We start from the raw sequence: 21,774 nt of genomic DNA on the forward strand, positions 1-21,774 counted from the left end.
GTTCATATGGTAAAGCAATACCGAGCTACAACAATGTCAACAAAAGGAATGGTAACGACTCCGCATTATCTAGCATCTCAAGCTGCACTTTCAGTTTTGCAAAAAGGTGGCAATGCGATAGAGGCTGCGATTGCGGCAGCATCTACAATTGGGGTGGTTTACCCACATATGAATGGCATCGGTGGAGACAACTTTTGGTTGATTTACAATGCAAAGTCGACGGAGCTAAAGGCCATTAATTCGAGTGGTCGTTCTGGAGAGAAGGCAACAATTGAGTGTTATCGGTCGAAAGGCTTTGAGAAAATTCCTTCGCGTGGAGCGCTTGCTGCGAACACTGTTCCAGGTGCGGTTGCTGGCTGGGGCGAGGCCTATAACTATGCCCAAGCTGAAATGGAAGGTTCTTTATCTTGGGAGAGTTTACTAGAGTCAGCAATTGGCTATGCAGAAGAAGGTTTTCCGGTTACGCCAAGTCAGGAGCATTGGACAACGGTGAATTTGGATGAAAGTGATACTGAGTTCCGAGCTTTGCAGCGTTTCGAGGAATTTACACGGGTCTTCTTAAAGGATGGTAAGCCATACAAAGCTGGCGAAATTATGAAGCAGGAGGATTTAGCGCAAGCGTTAAAGCTGATCGCTGAAAATGGTGCCGAGTATCTTTATAACAGTGAATTGACTGAAAAAATTGTAGCCGACCTGCAAAAGCATGGTGGTATACTAACTGTAGAAGATTTTAAAACCCATATAAGTGATTGGGTAGAGCCGATTTCTGTAAAGTATCGGGATTACACAGCCTACAATTTACCGCCAAATACACAAGGGATGGCCTCTTTATCTATTTTAAATATTTTAAATCACATAGATTTGCAGCATTTAGAAGAGGGATCTTCAACTTATTATCATGTACTTGTAGAGGCCATTAAACATGCCTTTGTCGACCGTGATCGCTATTTAACGGACCCTGCCTTTGTGCAAATTCCTTTAGATGAACTGTTGAGCGAGCAACATGGATTGGAGATAGCTGAGAAAATAAAAGAAAGCCGTCTTGCGAAAGAATTGCAGCTTCTAGATGCGAAGGGCGATACGGTGTGGTTTGGTGTAGTGGATGAATACGGAAATGCGGTTTCTTTCATTCAAAGTATTTATCATGAGTTTGGTTCTGGTTTTATTCCAGAGGGGACGGGGATTGTTCTTCAAAATCGAGGGAGCTTCTTCTCTCTAGACGAAAATCATGTAAATGCCCTTGCACCGCGCAAGCGTAGCTTCCACACATTGAATCCTGCAATGCTATTAAAGAGCGGGAAACCAGCTTTAGTATATGGAACGATGGGTGGAGAAGGTCAGCCGCAAACCCAGGCTGCCCTTGTGACGCGTATTGTTGACTACGGTATGTCCATGCAGGAAGCAATTGAAGCGCCGAGATGGTTGTATGGCCGTACGTGGGGAGCTTCCTCCAATAGCTTAAAGGTAGAAAATCGTATTAATGAAGGTGTGCGAGATGAGCTTGCTGGTTTAGGTCATGAGCTTGAAGTATTAGAGGATTTTACGGATACAATGGGGCATGCGGGGGCAATTTTCATTGACGAAGAAACGAATGTGAAATTTGGCGGTGCGGACCCAAGAGGAGATGGAGTGGCAATTGGTTACTAAAAAAATATCGGTACCCTTTGGAGAGAGGGAGTTTTGGGGAAAGCAACGAGCTATTTTCATCGCCTTCTTCCGATCGGGTATTTTAGGTTTTGGTGGGGGGCCTTCTACCATTCCGTTAGTAAAAAAAGAAGTAGTAGACATTTTCGAAATGATGAACGACGAAGACTTTTCGGATGTGCTCTCCATCGGGAACACATTACCCGGGCCAATCGCAACGAAAATGGCGGGGTATATTGGCTATCGAGTTGGAGGGTGGCTAGGGCTGGTGACTGCCTTAGTTGCAACGGTGTTACCGACAGTTGTATTGATGATTATTCTTCTTGCGTCCTTGAATGAATTTAAGGATTTTGATTTTGTAAAAGGAATGACGAATGGTGTGGTGCCAGTCGTTGCAGTTATGCTCGGGGTATTAACATGGGATTTTTTAAAGAAATCCAAGAAATCGTTGGGCTGGAAAATTGGTTCAATTATATTAGCTGCATCCTTTGTAGCGATGATTCTATTAGGCATTCATCCAGGAATCGTGATTGCGGTTTTATTGATATTAGCCTTAGCTCTTCCCATTAAAAAGGAGGGGGCAGATAAATGATCATTTATCTTAAGCTATTTCTAGCATTCTTTTTCCCAGGGATTCTCGGATATGGCGGAGGTCCATCTTCGATTCCGCTAATAGAACATGAGGTCGTTGATAACTACGGTTGGATGACAACGAGTGAATTTAGTGAAGTATTAGCGTTAGGGAATGCTTTACCTGGTCCGATTGCAACAAAAATGGCGGGCTTTATTGGCTATGAGGTGGCAGGTGTACCAGGAGCGATTGTGGCATTACTTGCAACAGTTGGACCATCATTAGTACTGATGCTCATTTTATTGAATATCCTGTATCGCTATCGGAATTCGCCTCGTGTAAAACGTTTATCTAGCTTCGTTTTACCAGCAATAGCAATATTATTAGCTGATATGACATTTGATTTCTTCAACACATCTTACAATGCGATTGGCTTACTAATAACTGTAGTGCTGATGGTCGCTGCATATTTTTCGCTGGAGAGATTCAAAATTCACCCAGCATTTGTGATCATGGCTGGGTTAGTAGTTGGTGGATTTTTCTTATAAAAATTAAGTTTAGGTCGTTAACTTGTTCTGAGGATGGAATGAGTTAGCGGCTTTTTTGTGTGGCTTTGGGTGTGAGAGTTGGACGGATACGGGTGAGTCGCAAGTAAAGTAGTGAAAGTCACAAGTATTGAGAGGGAAGTCGCAAGTAAGATATGCGAACTCGCAAGTAAAAGGGCGAGTCGTACGTAAAGAGGGAAAAGTCGCAAGTAAAGCGTATAAACTCGCACCTAAACAACATACCCACCAAACTCAAACCAATAAAAGCCCCGAGCAACAAAGAGAGGGGAAGCTGCTCGGGGTTTGTCATATTAGAAATCCGCAGATTATTTAGTTGGAATCTTTGGATTGCCTGTAAATTCAATTGCATCGTATTCGAAGTAATTCTTTAAGATGGTTGCTTTGTCGTCTAAGAAGAGCTCGTCAGCGATGGCGGTCACTAGCTTTGGAACTGCGTAGCGAATGCCAGATAAGGCTGATGCTGAGACGCCGCAGCTGATTAGAGCTGAATAGTTAAAGGCAAATAACCCGTAGAGAGCGGCTTTGCCTTCTTCGGAATTTGGAACAAAGGCAAAGCTTTTAGATAGATAAGGGTGTGCATCGATTACTGGATTGGCAATATCCGGGTTTGCCTTATATACGTCCCCCCAACGAGTAATAAATTGCTCAATCTGTTTTAATTCTGGACGCAAACTAGGATCGGTTATTAATCCTGTACTAATGATCAAGTAATCAAACGTAAATGTATCGTGCGGCGTGCGAACTACTGCACCTTCTTCTGAAGCGCTAACCTCTAACCAAGGAGAGTCGAGGTGCACATGGAAGCCCTCCCAAGCATTGGCACGATTGAATGTATCGTTAGTTGGTGGTTGATTGAATTTGAAGAAATGGAGCATGGCTGCGTATTTCTCTTCGTCATTTAAGGAATGGTAGCGTTCGATAATGCCAGATTGCTCTAGAATTCGCATAGGGTTTACGCGAACCATTTCTTTGCGTCGAATGAACGAATGGACTTCCTTTACGCCGCTCGATAAGGCGAAGTTCGCATTGTCAAAAGCAGAAGCACCGCCGCCTAGAATGCCAACTCGTTTTCCTTTTAAAGCATGGAAATCGATTGCCTCTGAGGTGTGGGCATAAAGTGATTTTGGTAAGTTGTTTATTATGAAATCAGGAACATGCCATTCGCCGCCCCCTTGAATCCCTGTTGCTAATACGACTTTGCGAGCGAGAAGAGAATTTGATTTTGCGCCATTGCCTGAAATCTGAAGGCGGTGTACTCCATCCCCAAGCGGTTCGATTAGATCGACCTTCACTTCATTTTGTACAGGTAATTCTAATACTTCTCGGTACCATTTTAAGTAGTTCATCCATTCATCACGAGGGATTTTATCGAGCTGGTCCCAAGCTTCTTGGCCGTGCTGTGCAATCCACCAAGATTGGAAGGTTAAAGAGGGGATACCCAAATCGATAGAAGGTAAGTGTTTTGGAGTCCGTAATGTAACCATTCGTGCATAAGTAATCCAAGGACCTTCGATGCCTGCGGGGTTTTCATCTAAAACGGTAATATTCGTAATGCGTTCTCGTTTTAAGCCGAATGCTGTACTTAAGCCGCTTTGACCGCCGCCAATCACAACCGCCTCATATACATGCCCTTCAGGATGCGAAATCGGCTTGACCCAATCTACAGTGGAAACTGGATGGGCGATATAAGAAAGGTCCTTTTTTACTTGCTCATTTAACGCTTCTAAACTCATTGAGCACATCTCCTTTATCTATATGTAATGATTTCTTATAGTTTTGATTCTAACGATTGAACAACAATGTAAAAGGGAATTAGCTACCTCTGTAAACCTGATAACCCCATGGTGTTACCAATAATGGGACATGATAATGACCACCAGTTTCCATCATGCTAAATCGAACAGGCACCGTTGTTAAAAAGTTCGGGGTAGGGAGTGTAACGCCTTTTGCTTGATAGAAATCTGCTACGTGAAAGACTAGCTCATAGGTTCCTTGTCTCCAGTCTTCGTTTTTAACGATTTGCTCATCGCAGCGGCCGTCTGCATTTGTTGTCACCGTTTTAATGAGCTCCATTGCTTCATTTTCCAATTGAAAAAATACCTCGATTTTTACATTTTGAGCAGGGGTTCCGTGGTGTAAATCTAAGACATGTGTTGATAATGAGGGCATCTCTTTTCCTCCTAGATATTTAGTTGCTAGTCATATTTGCAAGTATCGCGTTAAATCGTAGTCTTGCAATTTTATAGATTTCTCGCAGAGCGGTTTCAAATTCCGTTTCTCGGGAGTTGTTTAATCTTTCCTTCATGGCATGTAAAATGTCGTTTTTATCTTTACCAGCAACGGCAATAATGAAGGGGAACTCAAACTTTGCCATATAGGCTTTATTGGTAACTGAGAAATCCTCAAATTCCTCGGGCGATAAAGAATCCAAACCGGCCCCGTTTTGTTCGCGGACAGATGCCTCGCTCATTTTGATGCGTTTGCCAAGCTCCGGGTGCTCTAAAATTAATGTGAGCTGCTGATCGTAGCTTGCTTCTGCCACGATTGCTCGCATTATTTCAAATGCTTCTTCAAATGTATTAAACGGCCTTTTCGCAACAGCCTTTTGAGCAATCCAGGGTGAATGCTCGAAAATTTCCCCAAAAACCTCTACAAATTCCTCGTTGCTATAGACGTTAATCTTTTCGTTAGTCATCTTTAATTCCCTCCTTGAGAGATGAGAGTTGTCTCGGGTACTTGAACTTTTTCTTTTTTTGAACGCTTAAAATTTAAAACAAGATTCATCATAATGGCAGTTAAGCTTCCTGTGATTAAACCGTCTCCAACAAGCATTTTTAATGCAGCTGGGAGGCTAGAGAAAAGCTCTGGTACCACTGTTGCCCCCAATCCAAGGGAAACTGAGCAGGCTATGACAAGTGAATTGTTTTGATCCGTAAAATCAACTTTACTAAGCATTTTAATGCCAGAAGAAACGATCATTCCGAACATCACAACCGTTGCGCCGCCTAAAACAGCTGTAGGAATTAGCGTTGCAAGAGCAGCGATTTTAGGAATTAAGCCGAGAACAATCAAAATAATTCCTGCAGCAACCGTTACATTTTTAGATTTAACGCCAGACATTTGAACAAGCCCTACGTTTTGAGCGAAAGTGTTATAAGGGAATGCGTTGAAAATTCCGCCTAATAAAAATGCAATACCCTCTGCTCGATAGCCTCGTTCCATATCCTTTGGAGTAATCTTTTGTTTTGTAATATCGCTGAGTGCCAAAAATACACCAGTTGACTCAATCATCACGACAATCCCAACGATAATCATTGTAATAACAGGAACAATTTCAAAGGTTGGTATCCCAAAATAGAAGGGAGCGGGTAAGTGGAACCAAGAAGCATCTCCTACTGTTGAGAAATCAATCGGATTCATAAAGCCATAAGCAACAGTACCTACGATTATCCCGAACAGTACAGCAAGGGATTTAACATAGCCTCTTCCAAAATACTGAACTAGTAAAATAATAAACAGCGTCAAAATCGAAAAAATCAAATTTTCACTCGATCCAAAGTCTGCGCTACTTGCACCACCAGCCATATTTTTAACGCCAGTGGGAATAAGGGATAAACCGATAATCATCACAACTGTGCCTGTAACGACTGGAGGGAAAAACTTTAATATGTTGCTAAAATATTTCGCGAAAAGGATGAGAAACAATCCAGTGGCAATAATTGCTCCGTAGATAGCAGTCATACCGTATTTTGTTCCGATTGCAATCATCGGTGTTACAGCAACGAAAGAGGAACCAAGAACAACTGGTAGGCCAATCCCGAAGAAGCGGTTTTTCCACATTTGCAATAGGGTAGCAATTCCGCAGGTCACTAAATCGATGGCGATTAAATAAGCGAGCTGCGTAGAATTTAACCCGATTGCACCACCCACTAAAATTGGAACGAGCATGGCTCCGGCATACATAGCTAAGACATGCTGTAAACCGAGAGAGGCGGCTTTTGGTTTGCTTATCTGTTCAATCATATGTTTCCCTCCAAATCCATCTGTAACTTTTTCTGACTATTAATGTTACGATTTATTACATAATAAAAAATATTCAGTTAATTGTCTTTGGATAATTTGGCTAATTAAGCTATAAAGTTTTAGCTACTATAACTGAATGCAAATTTAAGCGTATTGTTCGATTAGCAGATGATTTTGGATGCGAAGTGCTAAGCGAAGCTGAAGGGTCACTTCTGGATCCTTTAAATCCTTCTGTAGAAGACTGCTGCATTTTTCAATCCGATATATCACTGTATTTCGATGTACATAAAGTCGCTTTGCTGTTTCTGAAATTTGGCAATGGCATTCTAAAAACTCGTTTAAGGTTTCAAAAAGTACCTTCTGCTCTTCGTCTGGAAGAGAGGAAAAAGCTTTAAATACCATGCGGTGATAATTCATTAAATCTGTTTGTGGAATCATTTGTAATAGCTCATTGATTTCTTTTTTCTTATAAAAGGAAATTAATTTCCTGCGATTTCTTATTGTTAGCACTGTGCTTTGTGCTTCTTTATAAGCACGTTGTATCTCGGAGAAGTTATGAGTTTGATTGCTGACACCGAACATCATATGAAGATCGAAATACTGGTAAATGGAAGCCTCTAATTCAGTGAATAGCTCGGTTAAAAATAATGTATAGTCTGAGTTTGGGTCGTGCAATTCGTATAAAAAGATTAACTCGTTATTTTGTGTGAAGGCGTGTATAGGAATCCGACTTGTTTGAAGGGCTTCCTCGCAATATTTATGAATTTGCTCGATGACGAAATTTGGTTGGTATGAGTAAGAAGCTGTTTTTGTCGTTACGTGCCCGATAATGCAAAGATATCCTTGCTGATAAGGTAATGAAAGCTCTTGTGACAATGCTTTTAAGGCGATAGGTGAGTGGCCCTCCTGCTCCAGCAAATCGCGGAAATGCTGATTGCGAATATTGCGTTTTTGCTGAAGGAGTGCTTGTTCCTGCATTATGGCAAAGGATAATACGTTAATGGCCTGCTCAATCGTTAAACGGGAGAGGATATCTTGCTCATCTATCGAGCCTTTAATCATTAAATAGCAATTCTTCTCAGAGTTAATGTTGATTGGATACAAAGAAATTGCTTGGCGGTCAGCGATTAATGAAAAGGTCCATGCTTTATTTGATGGGGTATGTCTGATATCATTTCGCATCATTTTGTGAATCGATGCCAGCTCGGGAATGTATTGCTGAGCAGAATACATCGGTCGTAAAAATGGGCTGATTAGCTGAACCTCTCTCCCTATTAAGGATGTCAACTGGCGTACAAGTCTCGGGATACCTTGGCCGTTCAATATAAGTAGTGTAAATTGTCGATGGATATCCATGGCATGAGTTAATAAAGAAGCTTCACTTTGTAATATCTTTTCGGTCATTAAAAAATTGATTTGCCCTAGTGATAGATGCTCGGGTAGCTCGATGAAAGGTAAATGTAGTTGATCTGCTAGCAGCAAAATATCTTGAGGGATTTCGTGTAAAAAGCGATTCTTTTTAATGCCGAAACCAGCACACCCCTTTGAAGCCATTTCGCGTATAAGCTCCTGAAAGAAAGCATGATTATTCTGTAGGTGATAGGCAGTCGTGATGATCAGTTCGTTTTTGCGCAGATATGGAATGATGTCCGGTGCATCCATCATTGTAATGGAACTGATTTCCCGACCTCTACTTTTTTCCCCGGCTACTAATGTAATAGGGGCTAATTCTTTTTGAGAAAGCATTTGTAGAATGTTCACAAACAAACCCTCCTTTTTCGCTATATGTTACAAAATCTAACATAAAATCAATAGAAATAATAGTGTGTTATAAAAAGTTACATAAAAAAGAGGCAAAGGACCGATTTTTGTTCACATTAACTAAAAATGAGATTTTTTTTAACAAATATGCTGATGAAGTGGCTTCTTTTCTTTCTTTATACTGATAAAAAGGTTGAATATTCGGATATTTATACGGTTAAAAAACCAAGATTACGAATTTCAGGAGGGAAGGTGGTGTGTCACATGAGTGAGGCTCAAACGGCACAGATTAAAGTGAGTGAAATTCAAGGATTAATCGATTGGCTAGCTGCTTTTGGCATAACAAGCGAAGGTGGAGTCACGAGATTACTCTATTCAAAAAATTGGGTAAAGGCACAAAGCGCACTAAAACAAAAAATGGAAGATACAGGGTATACTACTTACTTTGATAATGTCGGAAATCTTTTTGGGCGAATAGAAGGAACGGAAAAGGATGTTATTTTAACTGGCTCACATGTGGACACAGTAGTTCAAGGTGGAAAGTATGATGGCGCATATGGCATACTAGCAAGCTATCTAGCTACCAAAAGATTAGTAGAGCTATATGGTAAGCCGAAGAAAACAATTGAAGTTGTTTCTCTCTGTGAAGAGGAAGGCAGCCGATTCCCGCTCACGTATTGGGGCTCCAAAAATATAGTCGGTGATTATTCACCGATGACAGTAGAAGGTATGAAAGACAAGGACGGAATTCCGTTTAAGCAAGCAATGACCGAAGCGGGCTTTCCGTTTTTAGCATATAAAACAAAAAAACGAAGCGATATCCAGCATTTTATAGAAATCCATATTGAACAAGGCTCTGTATTAGAGAAAAGCCAGCTGGATTTAGGGCTAGTCAGTCATATAGTAGGCCAAAAGCGATTTACCGTTACGTTAAATGGTGAAAGCAATCATGCAGGTACAACGCCAATGACGGAGAGGAAGGATGCACTTGTGTGCGCGGCGAATTGTATTAGTGAACTGACAGCGATTGCGAAAGCAGAATACCCCACTTTACGCGTGACAACAGGTCAGTTAATTGCAAAACCGAATGTCCCCAATGTGATCGCAGGAAATGTAAATTTCACTTTAGATATACGTCATCATGAATCAGAAGTTTTAGAGGCGTTTTGTCAACGAGCAGCTCTGTTGCTTCAAAAGTTGGCAGCTAAAAGTGCCATTGCAATTGAAATTGACCTATGGACGGATATTAGTCCCGTTCCTTTAGACACCAAATTGCACAATGAAATGGAAAAAAAGCTCGCTGCAAAGGTGTTAACCTATATGCAGATGGTGAGTGGAGCCGGACATGATGCACAAGTCTTTGGTCAGCATATCCCAACGACGATGCTTTTTGTTCCAAGTAAGAACGGCATTAGCCATTCACCACTCGAATATACAGATAGCGCCAAGCTAGAAATTGGTGTCTCTGTTTTAATGGATTATTTATACGAGTTAGCATACTAAGGAGTGAAATGTGATGAACTATAAACAATTACAAACGCCTTCAAGAACAATAATGACACCAGGTCCAGTCGAGGTAGACCCTCGTGTATTACAGGCTATGAGTACACCAATCCTAGGACAGTTTGACCCAGCCTTTACTAATATTATGAATGAAGTAATGGAAATGCTTCGAGAGCTATTCCAAACAAAAAATAAATGGGCCTTTCCGATTGATGGAACTTCCCGCTCAGGCAATGAAGCACTTCTAGCGAGTGTCATTGAACCGGGTGATAAAGTGCTAGTACCAATTTTCGGTCGCTTCGGTCATTTGCTTGTTGAGATTTGTGAACGCTATGGTGCGGAAGTCTATACTTTAGAAACAGAGTGGGGAAGCGTGTTTGAGCAGCAAGTGATTATCGACAAGATGAAGGAAGTCCAACCTAAAATAGTGGCCGTCGTTCATGGCGAAACCTCTACCGGTTGTATGCAGGGGTTAGATATTCTTGGTAAGGCCTGTCGTGAACAAGATGTGCTGCTTATTGTCGATGCTGTGGCTTCGATTGGTGGCATCAGCATCCCGGTAGATGAATGGTATATAGATGGCATCATTGGGGGGACACAGAAATGTTTATCAGTTCCAGCAGGGATGGCGCCAATTACGTATAATGACCGGGTTGAGGCCGTTATTCAAGGGCGTAAAAAAGTGGAATACGGGGTTGCAACTGAAGAAGAGTTTGGCAGTAAACGAGCGAACATGATTCGCAGCAACTACTTTGATATTGCAATGATTCAAGATTATTGGGGACCGCGACGTTTGAATCATCATACAGAGGCCACATCGATGATTTATGCACTGCGTGAAGGCCTACGACTTGTGCTAGAAGAAGGGCTGGAAGAGCGTTTTGCTCGTCACAGCTATCATGAAGCAGCACTTATGAAAGGCTTGGAAGCGATGGGGCTTACGATTTATGGGAATCCAGTTTGCAAGCTAACACCGGTTACTTGTGTGGTCATTCCAGATGGCGTAGATGGCGAGAATATCCGCAAAGTGATGCTAGAGCAATTTGGTGTAGAGATCGCCTCTTCGTTCGGTCCTCTCCAAGGGAAAATTTGGCGAATCGGAACAATGGGGTACAGCTGTCGAAAAGAAAATATCTTAAAGGTGCTGCAGGCTTTAGAGGCAGCGTTAATTCGCAACGGATTTGAACCGAAACGTGGCGAAGGAGTTCAGGCGGCCCTTGATTATTATGATGTTCCTTCATATGTACCGGTAAAGGAGGCATAAGCATGAATTTGGATATTATTTTAAAGGGTGGAATAGTAGTCGAGCCTCATCAAGCAACTGTTTGCGATATAGCGGTGAAGGATGGCAAAATCGTTCAAATAGCAACAGAAATTTTGAGTCAGGACGTTCCAACGGTAGATTTAAAGGGGAAAATCGTTCTACCTGGTGCAATCGATGCCCATGTTCACTTTAACGAACCGGGAAACGTCGAGTGGGAAGGGATTGAAACTGGCTCTAGAATGCTTGCTGCGGGTGGGACAACAATGTATTTTGATATGCCCTTAAACAGTAACCCTCCGACAATTGATGTACCTTCTCTAGAATTGAAGGTACAGTTATCCGCTGAAAAATCTATAGTAGATTATCGATTCTGGGGCGGCCTTGTGCCAGAAAACATAAGCGAGCTAGAAAGTCTAGCAGAGCGAGGGGTCATTGGATTTAAGGCCTTTATATCAAACTCTGGATTTGAGCCATTTAAATCTGTGGATAATCTCGCTTTACTAAACGGAATGAAGGAAATCAGCCGTCTAGGTAAAATTTTAGCCCTGCATGCAGAAAGCGATGAAATGACACAGCTTTTAGCAGCTGAGAAAATCGCAAACGGTTTACTGGATCCAAAGGATTACTGTGAATCTCGTCCAATCATTGCGGAAGTTGAAGCTGTACAGCAAGCCCTTGCTTATGCAGAGGTTACTGGATGTGCCTTGCATTTTGTCCATATTAGTAGCCCAGAAGCTGTGAGAATCATAGATGAAGCAAAAGTGCGTGGGCTTAATGTCACATTGGAAACCTGTGCCCATTATTTATTGTTTAATGATGAAGCCTTTGATGCCCATGGCGTTTATGCGAAATGTGCACCACCATTGCGAGCAGCAAGTGTTCAACAGGAATTGGTCGAGCTAGTTGTAGCAGGCAAAGTAGACTTTATAACATCCGATCATTCTCCATGCTCTCCTGAATTGAAGGATTTAAAGAAACGGAATTTCTTTGAAGCCTGGGGAGGAATTAACGGTGGTCAATTTACCTTGTTAGCAACATTAGAAGTGGCAAAAGCGAACGGATTGCCTTTGACAGAAGTAGCTAAGCTAACAGCAGAAGCACCGGCTCTTCGCTTTGGACTAACGGGGAAAGGCCGTATCGAGGTAGGCTATGATGCCGATTTTGCCATTGTAGAGGAAATACCTTATCTCGTGACGAAGGAGACAATACAAGCAAAGCACAAGGACTCTTTATATGAAAATCACGAATTTCCTTATCAAATTGCAGCAACATACTGCAAGGGGAAACTGGTTTTTGCTGAAAGTGAAAATCTATCACATAGTAAATAAGGTATATGAAGCCAATGCTGGAAGTTTCGGTATTGGCTTTTAGTTTTGTGGATAAGTTTTGGGTGCGTGAACCTGTTAATTGACTATTGTGGATAAATGAACAGTGCCTGAATTTAGTGAATAAGCAGAGAAATTCCGGTTATATGAAGGCTGAGGCTCTTATCGGGTGTGAATAAGGGAAGGTTTTCCTGTTATTCATAGAAAAACGCCTCATTTTCATGTTTTTTAAGTTAATAGGCGGAATTTCTTCCGCTATTTTCTTCATTTTGCATCAAAACGGGCAAATAAACGGAAATTCTCCTTTTATTTATAGAGTGGGTCACCACATCTCTAACCTAACACTCCCAATCTATAAAACCGATACCACCAAGCCCACCAGAATTAAAAATGCATCCTCACCTTACCGCCTCTAACTAACCCCATCAAAAAACTTTTCCACAATCCTTTAAAATTCATCCACAATTGTTGACAGAATAGAGGTTATCCACAAGGGAATTTTTACTGAATTTTTCGCTCTTCTACTAATCATTTAATCTCCCCAGCGTTCAACAAATTTCCAAGTAATATTGAGAATTATTTCCCGAGAAATGTCTTATTTTGCGTTTGAGGTAGGAATATGTAAAAACCTTTAAATGATTAATGAAATGAGGACGATAGACATACCTTGTCATAAGGTAATTTACATTGAGGAAATTGTCTCACTTAAAATCGTTTTAAGGTACTTCATACGATAGAAAGCTTAGTTGACAAGGGAAAGGGGAGATTGAATGGCAATTGTTATACCGACAATCAATTTAAAAGGCGGCGTAGCGAAGACAACAACGACTGTGGGTCTTGCGGAAGTGTTAACGGCAGAGTTTAAAAAGAAAGTCTTACTAATAGATTTAGATCCGCAAACAAGTGCAACTACGATGTTAATCGGTAATCGACGTTGGAAAGAGTTAAATAAAAATGGTTATACGTTAGCTGCATTGTTTGAAGAAGCATTGGATCCTGATGAGTCTAAATTTATACTCGATAAAACACTTCAAAAAAATGTCTCAAATATTTCCTCAGTGAAAAACTTAGATTTACTTCCATCAAGCTTAGATTTAATAAATATACAGGATGTTTTGGCTAAAATGCCGACGGGACCATTTTACTCAGACAACCCAATTGAAATTTTAAAAAAGGCTATACGCCCCATCAAATATAATTACGACTATATCTTAATCGACTGTCCCCCTAATATGGGGATCATAACATTGAATGGTCTTCGCATCGCTAACGGGTATATCATTCCGGCAATCCCTGATGTCCTTTCTACGTATGGAATACCTTATGTTGTGGATCGTATCGAGGAATTTTCAAATAATATGGACATTAAAATCGAAGCATTAGGAATTGTTGTGACTAAATTTAAAGAAGATTCAAAGGTACATAAAGAAACTCTAGATAAGCTTAAAAAGGGAGTGATTCCTCATGTATTTAGATCTATATTTAAAGAAAATAATCAGGTAGCTAAGGCAGCAGATTATCATCAGCAATATTCTACGTTCAAGGAAAAGTGGGAAGAAGATGGCCAATATACTGCTTTCTATAATTTAGCAAAGGATATTGTAGAAAGATATGAAGGGTAAATTTTAAAAAATTCACTTTAGATTTCAACGGATTCTCTATTTTTACTCAAATAAATAAGCCTATTTTGGACAAACTAGTCAAGTAACATATAGAAATGGTTTTTAAAAAAAATTCTTTTCTATATGGCTATATTCAAGTAGGGAGGATAGCTATCATGCCAAATGTAGAAGCGAACAACACGAATTATAATTCCGATAAGGAAGGGAATGTTTGTGCAGTGGATAAACTTAATGTGAATCAAAACAAACAAACCAATAATGATAATGAGGAGTTTGCTTCCGAGATTCATCTAAATGCAAATTTAGAAAACTATGAATCGAAAAATATGTTTGGTAATCAAAATAATGAGCGTAAGGGGCTGCCGGTAAGTGAAAGAACAGCCTGGAATTAGTTAACGTTTAGCTATTTGATGAAGTTATTCTAATACTTGAAAATATGGGACATAAAGAGGTAACTCTTTAGTCCCATAAATTATTTGTTTAAAAATAGTCGTTACTATAGTACTATAATACTGAATGAAATAAATTAAGGATGTACTTAGTAATGAAAAATCATAAAATAAAACTAATTTTAGTAATATCTGCTACTTTATTGATAGTTTTTAATGTTCTAAGTTTTTACGTAACAGATCAGAATATAGAAACCACGGTTGAAGAGGCGATTGCCAATCAAACGCTAGAAACAGCCAAAGCGATTTCCGCAAAATTTGATACGGCTACGTATATACGATTTCTAAGTAATCCTGAAAAGAATGATGATTATTGGAAGCTGAATTATCAGTTAAATACTATTAGAGAAGACATAGGTGCTCTATTTGTTTATACATTAAAAGTAGATAATCCGAAAGTATCCCATACGATGATAGTAGGATTACCTAAAATGGAACAAGATTTTTTCAAAATTGGTACGGTTTGTACCCTTCCAGAGAAGGAGGTTAGGCATGCTTATTATAATGGTGAATCATACACCTCGGACATTATAGATGATACTCGTTATGGTAAGTATTTGTCCGTTGGTGCTCCAATATTCGATGAGTATAATAATATTATTGGATTTCTTGCAATCGACATTAGTACAGATAAAATTAGTACCATCAATGAAAGTGTGCAAGAAAATAATGTAATTATATTTTTGGTTAACTCGATATTTCTCTTAATTGCTATCTGTTTATCTTACTTCCTTCAAAATTGGTATCAAAGGGAAGTAACAAAGGAAATAGAAAATACAGAAGATACATATCAAGGGGAAATTCAAACATTATTAAGCTCTGTTTCTTCTCTAAGACATGATTTCTCAAACCATATTCAAGTTATCCATGGTCTACTTACAATTGGAGAATCAGAGAAAGCTAGGCAATATGTAAATTCACTGTCAAACGAAGTTCAGTTAATCGAGTCTATAAATTCGACAATTGAGCATCCAGGTCTGGCAATTCTGTTAAAATCGAAAAAAATAGCTGCACAAAATCACCAAATTGCAATGAAAACAAAGGTAACACAGGATTCCTATCAGCGTATTAAAACAACGGATATGATCAAAATCCTTTCAAATCTAATAGATAATGCAATGGATGCGACTCGAGAGTTAGCAGAAGAATCACGAAAAGTATCAATCTTTTGTGATGCCAACGAAACGCAATATATATTTAAGGTAATAAATACCGGTCCAAAAGTTGTCAGTAGTGGAGCGATCTTCAAACAAGGGTTTTCTACAAAGCCTATTGAAGAAGGTAAGGTTAGAGGACAAGGGTTGTTTATCGTCAGAGAGGTTGTAAGAAAATATAATGGTGATATTTCGATTGAATCTTCAGGTGATAATATAACGACGGCTATAGTGAAAATACCAGTTAAATAAATGTGAGGCTCCCTAACTAGTAAAGTGTACCCTTTGTAAAGGACATTTTGAAAAAGAGCCTAGGCAACTTGTTGAAGCTGCTGTCTGTATTTTGCAGGCGGCAGCTTTTTTAAATTCCATTGCCCACGATAATGATTGTAATAGGTCATGTAACTTTTGATTTCACGTTTTACTTCTTCAAGCGTTTCACAATTGCTAAAGTTTGTTTCATCTTTTAAATGCCCAAAGAATGATTCTTGAGGCGCATTATCCCAACAGTTTCCTCGCCGTGACATAGACTGACCTAAACCCATTTTCTTCACCAATGCCTGGTAAATCGGGCTTGTATAATGGAAACCCTGATCGGAATGGATAAAGGCATCTTCTGCTAAATGCGAATGTTTTTTTAATTTCTTCAACGTATTCAGAGCGATGTCCAAGTGTAAAGAAGATGACACTTCATAAGCTAGAATTTCGTTCGTTTCAGCGTCCTTAATCGTTGATAAATATGCACGTTTGCCGTTTCGATATGGCAAATATGTGATGTCTGTCAATAACACTTTACCCACTATACCTTGTTTAAATTTGCGTTTTAATTCGTTCGCATAAATGCGGTGTTCTTTCGTCGCTTTGACCATTCTTCGATAAGGATTTGCCTTGCGAATTGGACAGATGATGTTAAATTTCTTCATAATGCGGCGAATCCGCTTTAAGTTATAGGTGATGCTATATTGGCTTTGAAGCGTCATTTTAATTTGGCGTGCTCCCTTTTTACGTCCTCGGAAATGATACGCCTTTAAAATGATGTCTTTCACCACTTCATCTGCTTCATCTTGTTTGGCGCGATTTTGCGCTGATTTTTCATCAAAATGATGATAGAACCCTGAACGAGACACACCCATTACCTTACATAGATAGCTCACCATACGCTTTAGTTTATACTTTTGAAGCGTCTGGTGGATTAATTCAAATTTTAGTTTCGTTTCGATTGTAATTTCTTCTTCAACATCTGCCTTTCGAGTAGATCGAGCTTTTTTAGTAGTTCATTTTCTGCACGTAATAACTGGTTTTTCGCTTCTAAACGGGCGATTTTTTCTTCTGGGGTTAATTTCCGTTCAGAAGGTCGGCCGGAATTCATTTTACGAGTATCTTGTAAACCTACAATGCCAGAATTACGATAGGCTGCACGCCAGCGTTTCCCCGCTGTTTTAATACGATCCATTCCAATTAAGTCCACACTTAAGCCAGCTTCCTCGAAGATATCTCTAGGTAGCTTCCCCTGTTCATTTTCTGCAATAAAATGACGTTTGAATTCGTCGGTATAGGTAATCGCTTTCTCGCTGACTGACTTTACATAAGGGTTTCTTTTTAGCAGTTCTTGTTCTTTTTTCGTTAATAATCTTTTCGTCATTCTAATTCCGCTCCAACATCTTTTTTCTCATTATAAACAAAAGTACCCTACAAGAAGGACTTTTTTTAAAGTGTCCATCTTATAGGGTACATTTTACTAGATTGGGGAGCTTTTTTCTAACCCTGAAAATATTTTTTTGAAGGTAAAACATTGGGCAAAACTCGATTTTTGAATAAAAAAACATAGCAAAATCAAATTTTGGGTCATTTCCGTGTGAATGTAGATTTTATGGGCGTTTGACATTATTTAGGGATTGATTAAAATAAGGGTAACTTCAAAACTACCTCTAAGAATATCCTCATAAAAACAGCTTTAATTATTCCTAATTTATCTATTCGATAACTAAAAATGAAGGAGTGTAAAGTATGCAATTTATTATTTCAAGGGTCGATTGTCCAAATTGTAATGGTGAAGCAACTGAATATTATGATTACAAATCTGGTATAGTGACAGGAAGCTGTGAAGCCTGTGAAAAAGACTTTTCTGACAAAAGAGAAGTTACTGGTAAAATGCAAAGCTATCGAATAATGTATAAGGATGCTTATGGAATATTTAGCTTAGGTAAAAAAGATGGCTCCTCCCATGTATACATGTTCAACTCGGATATTGAAGAGAAGGTTTTAGCACATTTTGCTGCATATTTAGAAATACCTGAGGTGGATTCAGAAAATAGTTTTATCGCTCAATACTCTAGTGGTGCATTTTTCGTAAAGTATGGGAAGGTACCTAGTAATTTTCTAGATATCTATGCAGAAAACTATGAAATCTATAAACCCTATTTACAAGCCATAGAAACAAAATATCCTCGTTGGAGAGGGTGAAGGTAGTGTACACGAAACTAAAAAACTATTAGAATCCAAAAATGTATTGATAAAGATTGCAAGTGGAATTAATCCTCTAGACGATACACCCATCCAAGAAGATAGCTTTTTACATAATACACAAATTATCCATCCACTATTTTTCCTTACAGACTATATTTCTTATGAAATTGAAAAATCAAAGAAACCAAGAAGAAAACCAACCCAATTTATCATTACAGACGAACAATTGGAGCAAGTGTCTCTACCAGCAGGCAGTATTGGCATTAACGAATTTGCTAAAGCCATCAATGAGGTAATCGATCGAACGATTAGTAAAAATATTACTGGTACGTTGATTAATAAAAAATTAAAAGAACTCGGTATTTTAAGTGAAGAAGTCGATGAGCAAGGACATCGTAGCACGGTAACAAATGATAAATCAGAAGGGTATGGAATAGAATGTGTCACTCGAACTTTTAATGGTCGAGAATACCAAAAGGTCGTATTTAACCAGGTTGGCAAGGAATTTCTGTTGAAGAATTTCTGTGAGATGATGCGCTAGATAAGCTATATTTATTTAATTCAAAATCAGTAAGATTCTAGACTGTCCAATCTTGTTAGGGAAGTAGCAAGTCTGGTATACTAAAGTTAAGAATTTCATAATTTAATGTGACTACTTGATGCTGCAACATCAAGCAGTCAGTGCAATAGGTTAGTCCATTAAGAGAGGATTGGCTATTTCAAACAATTAACCCACCTAGACGTTCGCGCGGCAAAAGGATGGGTTATTTTTTGTGGTTAAAAGATAGAACGGACACTATCAACGCTGAAAACCCAACTGCAAACATAAGCGTTTCAGCAACAGTCATGGCATCACCACCTCTCTAAAGAAGTGAGAAGCCAACCATTCTTAAAAGGAAGCTAAACTATCACAACTAAATTATAGCACATACGTTCGCTTTTGTAAGGGTACAAGGTTGGATTTTATAGAACAAGCTAGAAGCAAAATTAGAACAGTGGCAGTATTTTGTTTAAAAAAGCTCAATACTTATTACAAATTTAAAGACTGGGAAAATATAATTCGCATATTTTAACACCTATTGTAAAAAATAAACTAAATGACAAAAGTGAGGGTGGAATATGCGAAAACATTACTATTTAATCATGTGTTTAATATGCTCGCTAATCTTTGTAGCAGCTTGTACGGATAATCACGATGACACACCTGTAGAGGCGAAGAACGAGGTAAAAGAAATAAAAACTAGTGGATCCTTAAACAAAATTAACTCCTTGCTAAAAGAAGTGTAAGATTCGTGTAGGTAAGTGATTCAAATGAACTGTTATATTTATATAATAGTCCACAATAGATATTAAATGTGCTACATTAAAGAAAAAAGTGATCTGAAGAGGAAAATAAGTGAATTCTCAATTAACAACCTATATTACATTGTTTTGCACATCGGGTATTTTGAACTTGTACTTATTTATTTATGTATTTATTAAGCGTCAGCAATTTACCAATATTAAACATGTTTTTGCTGTGTATTGCCTAAGTATAACGATTTATTGCTTTGCCGCTGCTTTTGGTTTAACAGCATCCAACCTAGAAGAAATTAAGTTTTGGACCATTATTCAATATATTGGAATGCCATTTTCTTCACCTCTGGGTTTACTGTTTATCATGCAGTACTTAGGTGTGAAAATAACGAAGCCACGTGTAATTCTACTATTAGCAATTCCTTTGATTAGTTTTATCATGGTTGCAACAAATGATTTTCATCATTTTCACTATAAATCGTATATGGTTCATCCATCATTAGGTGCTCCGTTTAGTGCTATTGAAGTTGGTATTTGGTATTTAGTTCATGGAATGTTTACCTTTGGCTGCATGCTAGTAGCTTTCATGCTTTTAATCTTCCGCTGGAAAGAAACGGCGAAAATGTATCGACCTCAAATTATTGCTTTATTAATCGGTCAGCTAGTTCCAATGGTGACAGCATTTATTTATTTAATAGGTGTTACACCTCCTGGCTTTGATCCAGTACCAATGGTTCTTTGGCTAACTAGTATTTTATATTTATGGTCAATCAGCACGACTCGATTATTTACTGTAATGCCCATTGCAAAGGATGCAATTTTTCACAGTATTAGTAATGGTGTTTTCGTATTAGATGAGCAATACCATCTAATTGAATTTAACGAAGCAAGTAGAAGAATGTTTCCGCAGCTAAATAAATCCATGATTGGACAAAATTTTCATGTTATTTGGCAAAATGTTACTGGTATTTCGGATAGCTTTTATTTAGAATCCGTAGACATTAAGCGGGAGATGACACTTGAAATTGAGATTGCGGAGAATTTTTATCAGGTTCGTACTTCTACATTGCAGGATCGGGAAGTTAAAAAAGGATTGCTCATCATTCTTACGGAAATTACGGAGCTAAAGAGGCTTCAAGCACAACTCGAGAAGCAAGCTTATTTCGATGAGCTGACTCAAGTGTATAATCGCCGGGCATTTTTTCAGCAGTGTGGGCAAAAGCTTGAGCATGCCAAAGCTGCTCAAACACCCTTGACTGTCATTTTATTTGATATTGATTATTTTAAAAAAGTAAATGATACATATGGCCATATGATTGGAGACCAGATATTAAAGCATGTGGCACAAATTTGCCAAACAAAGCTAGATACGATTGGTCTTTTTGCCCGATATGGCGGTGAAGAATTTGTTATCGCGTTAGAGGGGTATACAGCAAACGATGGAGCTAAGGTTGCTAATGAGCTTCGATGTGCAATTGGGACAGAGCCTCTGGTTGTAGAGGATTTAATTGTTTCAATAACGGCAAGCTTCGGTGTAGCTCAATTTTCGAACGCTATAGATGAAACACTAACACAGCTGCTTAATAATGCAGATAAAGCCCTCTACGCAGCAAAGGAAGAAGGGCGAAACCGTGTACTAATCTACTCAGAGAAAGTAAATTCCATAAACACACAGACCTAACTTTGGGAACTACACCTAAACGTTAGGTTTTTTGTATGACCAAAAACGCTTGTCGTATAGCCATTTATTCTAAGCGGATAGGAAAGTATAGGTTCTAAGGGAAATCCGCATAAGAAAAAACTTCACCTCAACCTATTCTGGTCGAGGTGTGTTTTTCTAATGAAATATGAAGTGTTCATGTTAATGAACCTTAAATCTTGTTTTATGCCATATATATGGAAAATTATAGGTGGGTGTATTAATTGTAAAAATATGCCCCATATGGTAACATGATAACTGTATTAATTATCTGAATAATGCGTTTAATGTAGCGTTTATGTGCTTAAAACTAGCTATATTTTTATTCTCGATAATTAAAATCACCCATTAGTAACATGGTTCTTACCAGATTATGTATATGGTAAAAGGTCAGTCGTAAATTGTTAATTAAATGTAAAATTAAGGGAATA

The 21,774-nt window shown here is 38.9% G+C and carries 19 protein-coding genes; 13 read left to right on the top strand and 6 right to left on the bottom strand.

Features of this window, described 5'->3' with window-relative positions; all coding sequences use genetic code 11:
* Positions 1-6 precede the first annotated feature (6 nt).
* From ggt to LG296_RS02300, 3 genes are read left to right on the top strand one after another with little or no spacing between them, the layout of a single operon-like run.
* Entirely contained in the window at positions 7-1,647 is a 1,641-nt protein-coding gene (gene ggt / locus LG296_RS02290; protein WP_404427344.1) for a gamma-glutamyltransferase, read from the top strand.
* Positions 1,637-2,236, top strand: coding sequence for a chromate transporter (locus LG296_RS02295; protein ID WP_404427345.1), 600 nt, complete (start codon positions 1,637-1,639; stop codon positions 2,234-2,236). Before ggt ends, LG296_RS02295 begins: the two co-directional genes overlap by 11 nt.
* Positions 2,236-2,763, top strand: a complete 528-nt coding sequence (locus LG296_RS02300; RefSeq protein WP_404427956.1) for a chromate transporter — start codon at positions 2,236-2,238, stop codon at positions 2,761-2,763. The genes LG296_RS02295 and LG296_RS02300 overlap by 1 nt, the downstream gene beginning before the upstream one ends.
* 323 nt (positions 2,764-3,086) lie before the next feature.
* On the opposite strand, the gene LG296_RS02305 is transcribed toward LG296_RS02300, so the two are convergent.
* The 5 genes from LG296_RS02305 to LG296_RS02325 form a co-directional block, all read right to left on the bottom strand.
* Complete coding sequence (locus LG296_RS02305) at positions 3,087-4,514, bottom strand: NAD(P)-binding domain-containing protein (protein WP_404427346.1); 1,428 nt, start codon at positions 4,512-4,514, stop codon at positions 3,087-3,089.
* A 79-nt stretch (positions 4,515-4,593) separates the two neighbouring features.
* Positions 4,594-4,950, bottom strand: coding sequence for a hydroxyisourate hydrolase (gene uraH / locus LG296_RS02310; protein WP_404427347.1), 357 nt, complete (start codon positions 4,948-4,950; stop codon positions 4,594-4,596).
* A gap of 19 nt (positions 4,951-4,969) precedes the next feature.
* Positions 4,970-5,476, bottom strand: a complete 507-nt coding sequence (gene uraD, locus LG296_RS02315) for a 2-oxo-4-hydroxy-4-carboxy-5-ureidoimidazoline decarboxylase (protein WP_404427348.1) — start codon at positions 5,474-5,476, stop codon at positions 4,970-4,972.
* A 2-nt stretch (positions 5,477-5,478) separates the two neighbouring features.
* A complete protein-coding gene (locus LG296_RS02320; RefSeq protein ID WP_404427349.1) occupies positions 5,479-6,804 on the bottom strand; it encodes a nucleobase:cation symporter-2 family protein in 1,326 nt (441 codons plus the stop codon).
* A 144-nt stretch (positions 6,805-6,948) separates the two neighbouring features.
* Positions 6,949-8,565, bottom strand: a complete 1,617-nt coding sequence (locus LG296_RS02325) for a PucR family transcriptional regulator (RefSeq protein ID WP_404427350.1) — start codon at positions 8,563-8,565, stop codon at positions 6,949-6,951.
* 126 nt (positions 8,566-8,691) lie between these two features.
* Here LG296_RS02325 and allC point away from each other — a divergent pair, with 126 nt between their 5' ends.
* The 6 genes from allC to LG296_RS02355 all read left to right on the top strand — a co-directional run bounded on the left by allC (position 8,692) and on the right by LG296_RS02355 (position 16,134).
* Complete coding sequence (allC, locus tag LG296_RS02330; RefSeq protein WP_404427351.1) at positions 8,692-10,068, top strand: allantoate deiminase; 1,377 nt, start codon at positions 8,692-8,694, stop codon at positions 10,066-10,068.
* Between the two features lie 13 nt (positions 10,069-10,081).
* Complete coding sequence (locus tag LG296_RS02335) at positions 10,082-11,332, top strand: pyridoxal-phosphate-dependent aminotransferase family protein (protein ID WP_404427352.1); 1,251 nt, start codon at positions 10,082-10,084, stop codon at positions 11,330-11,332.
* A gap of 2 nt (positions 11,333-11,334) precedes the next feature.
* Positions 11,335-12,660: an allantoinase AllB gene (gene allB, locus LG296_RS02340; RefSeq protein WP_404427353.1), complete on the top strand. Its 1,326-nt coding sequence runs from the start codon at positions 11,335-11,337 to the stop codon at positions 12,658-12,660.
* A gap of 767 nt (positions 12,661-13,427) precedes the next feature.
* Positions 13,428-14,279 carry a ParA family protein gene (locus LG296_RS02345; RefSeq protein WP_404427354.1) on the top strand — a complete coding sequence of 284 codons (852 nt, stop codon included), beginning with the start codon at positions 13,428-13,430 and terminating at the stop codon, positions 14,277-14,279.
* A gap of 155 nt (positions 14,280-14,434) precedes the next feature.
* On the top strand, positions 14,435-14,671 hold the full coding sequence (locus LG296_RS02350; RefSeq protein ID WP_404427355.1) for a hypothetical protein: 237 nt from the start codon (positions 14,435-14,437) through the stop codon (positions 14,669-14,671).
* 152 nt (positions 14,672-14,823) lie between these two features.
* The gene (locus LG296_RS02355; protein ID WP_404427356.1) at positions 14,824-16,134 is read left to right on the top strand and encodes a Spo0B domain-containing protein; all 1,311 of its coding nucleotides are present in this window, start codon (positions 14,824-14,826) and stop codon (positions 16,132-16,134) included.
* Between the two features lie 59 nt (positions 16,135-16,193).
* Here the strand turns inward: LG296_RS02355 and LG296_RS02360 are convergent.
* Positions 16,194-17,524 (bottom strand): IS3 family transposase gene (locus LG296_RS02360; protein WP_235867716.1). Its coding sequence is split into 2 segments (ribosomal slippage): positions 16,194-17,143 and positions 17,143-17,524, totalling 1,332 coding nucleotides; the frame shifts between segments, so codons are not numbered across the junction.
* A 365-nt stretch (positions 17,525-17,889) separates the two neighbouring features.
* Here LG296_RS02360 and LG296_RS02365 point away from each other — a divergent pair.
* The 4 genes from LG296_RS02365 (at position 17,890) to LG296_RS02380 (ending at position 21,325) form a co-directional block, all read left to right on the top strand.
* Positions 17,890-18,345: a hypothetical protein gene (locus LG296_RS02365; protein WP_404427357.1), complete on the top strand. Its 456-nt coding sequence runs from the start codon at positions 17,890-17,892 to the stop codon at positions 18,343-18,345.
* A 46-nt stretch (positions 18,346-18,391) separates the two neighbouring features.
* Positions 18,392-18,889 (top strand): hypothetical protein, encoded by a 498-nt coding sequence (locus LG296_RS02370; RefSeq protein ID WP_404427358.1) that lies wholly within the window; start codon positions 18,392-18,394, stop codon positions 18,887-18,889.
* Positions 18,890-19,467: 578 nt separating this feature from the next.
* Entirely contained in the window at positions 19,468-19,635 is a 168-nt protein-coding gene (locus LG296_RS02375) for a hypothetical protein (protein WP_251400826.1), read from the top strand.
* Positions 19,636-19,744: 109 nt separating this feature from the next.
* A complete protein-coding gene (locus LG296_RS02380) occupies positions 19,745-21,325 on the top strand; it encodes a diguanylate cyclase (protein WP_404427359.1) in 1,581 nt (526 codons plus the stop codon).
* The last annotated feature ends 449 nt before the right edge of the window (positions 21,326-21,774 follow it).

This window comes from Ureibacillus chungkukjangi, assembly GCF_044795995.1.
GTDB classification, from domain to species: Bacteria; Bacillota; Bacilli; order Bacillales_A; family Planococcaceae; genus Ureibacillus; species Ureibacillus chungkukjangi.